Below are 1050 nucleotides of genomic sequence, written 5' to 3' on the forward strand. Positions count from 1 at the left end.
ACCTGGACGCCTCGGCGGTGCTGTTCGCCGACAAGCAGCCCGTGGACGTGGTGTTCTTCCGGCACCTGCAGAGCGACGACGGCTCGGTCCGCCACACCGGTGACAACCTGGTCGGCGGCGTCGGCCAGGGCGGGGACGACGAGGCCATCCTCGTCGACCTGCAGCGCGTGCCGGTGCACATCGACACGATCGTCTTCACGGTGAACTCGTTCACCGGACAGACCTTCCAGGAAGTGCAGAACGCGTTCTGCCGCATCGTCGACGAGACCAACGGCCAGGAACTGGCCCGCTACACCCTCGACGGCGGCGGCCAGTACACCGCGCAGATCATGGCGAAGGTGTCCCGGACCGGCGGCGGCTGGCAGATGACCGCCCTCGGCACCCCGGCCAACGGCCGGACCTTCCAGGACCTGATGCCGGCGATCCTGCCGCACCTGTAGACAACCGCACCGGCAGACAAGAGAAGAAGGCACGGGGGAGGGGCTGCACGATGACGGCCGAACTGGTCCGGGGGCAGAACCACCCCGTGTCCCACAGCCGGGTGGAGGTCAGGATCTCGGCCGGCACCGCGGTGCTCGCGCTGGCCTCGCTGGCGGACGAACGGGGCAGGCTCGCCGGCTCCGGAGCCCTCGCCCACCCGGGCGCCCCCGGCCTCCCGGCGGTCCGGGTCCCCGCCGGGCCCGGCGACCGGCACACCCTCGACCTCGACCTCGACGCCGTGGCGGCCGAGGTCGCCCGGATCGGCTCGCCCGGATCGGCGTGCTCCTCGTCCTGCCGCCCGGCGGACCCCTGCGCTTCGGCGCCGTCCCGGCACCGCACGTGGCGCTCGCCGAGGCGGGCGGGCCCGAGTTCGCGTCCTTCGCCCTCACCGGCCTGGACGCCGAGACCGCCCTGACCGCCCTGGAGCTCTACCGGCGCCAGGGCGCCTGGAAGGTCCGGGCCGTCGGCCAGGGCTACGCCGACGGACTCGCGGGCCTCCTCGCGGACGGGGGACTGGCCGCACCCGAGGCCGCGGCCCTGGCCGAGGAGGCCCTGCGCACGGCCGTGCGC

At 74.2% G+C, this 1050-nt stretch carries 2 protein-coding genes; both read left to right on the top strand.

Annotated elements, in window-relative coordinates:
- Positions 1-440, top strand: a 440-nt coding sequence (locus tag VR44_RS37615; RefSeq protein ID WP_045952167.1) for a TerD family protein, incomplete at its 5' end; no start/stop codon positions are given.
- Between the two features lie 319 nt (positions 441-759).
- Positions 760-1050, top strand: a 291-nt coding sequence (locus tag VR44_RS49375; protein ID WP_045952168.1) for a TerD family protein, incomplete at its 3' end; no start/stop codon positions are given.

Origin of the sequence: Streptomyces katrae (assembly GCF_000966975.1) — a bacterium.
Taxonomy (GTDB): Bacteria; Actinomycetota; Actinomycetes; order Streptomycetales; family Streptomycetaceae; genus Streptomyces; species Streptomyces katrae.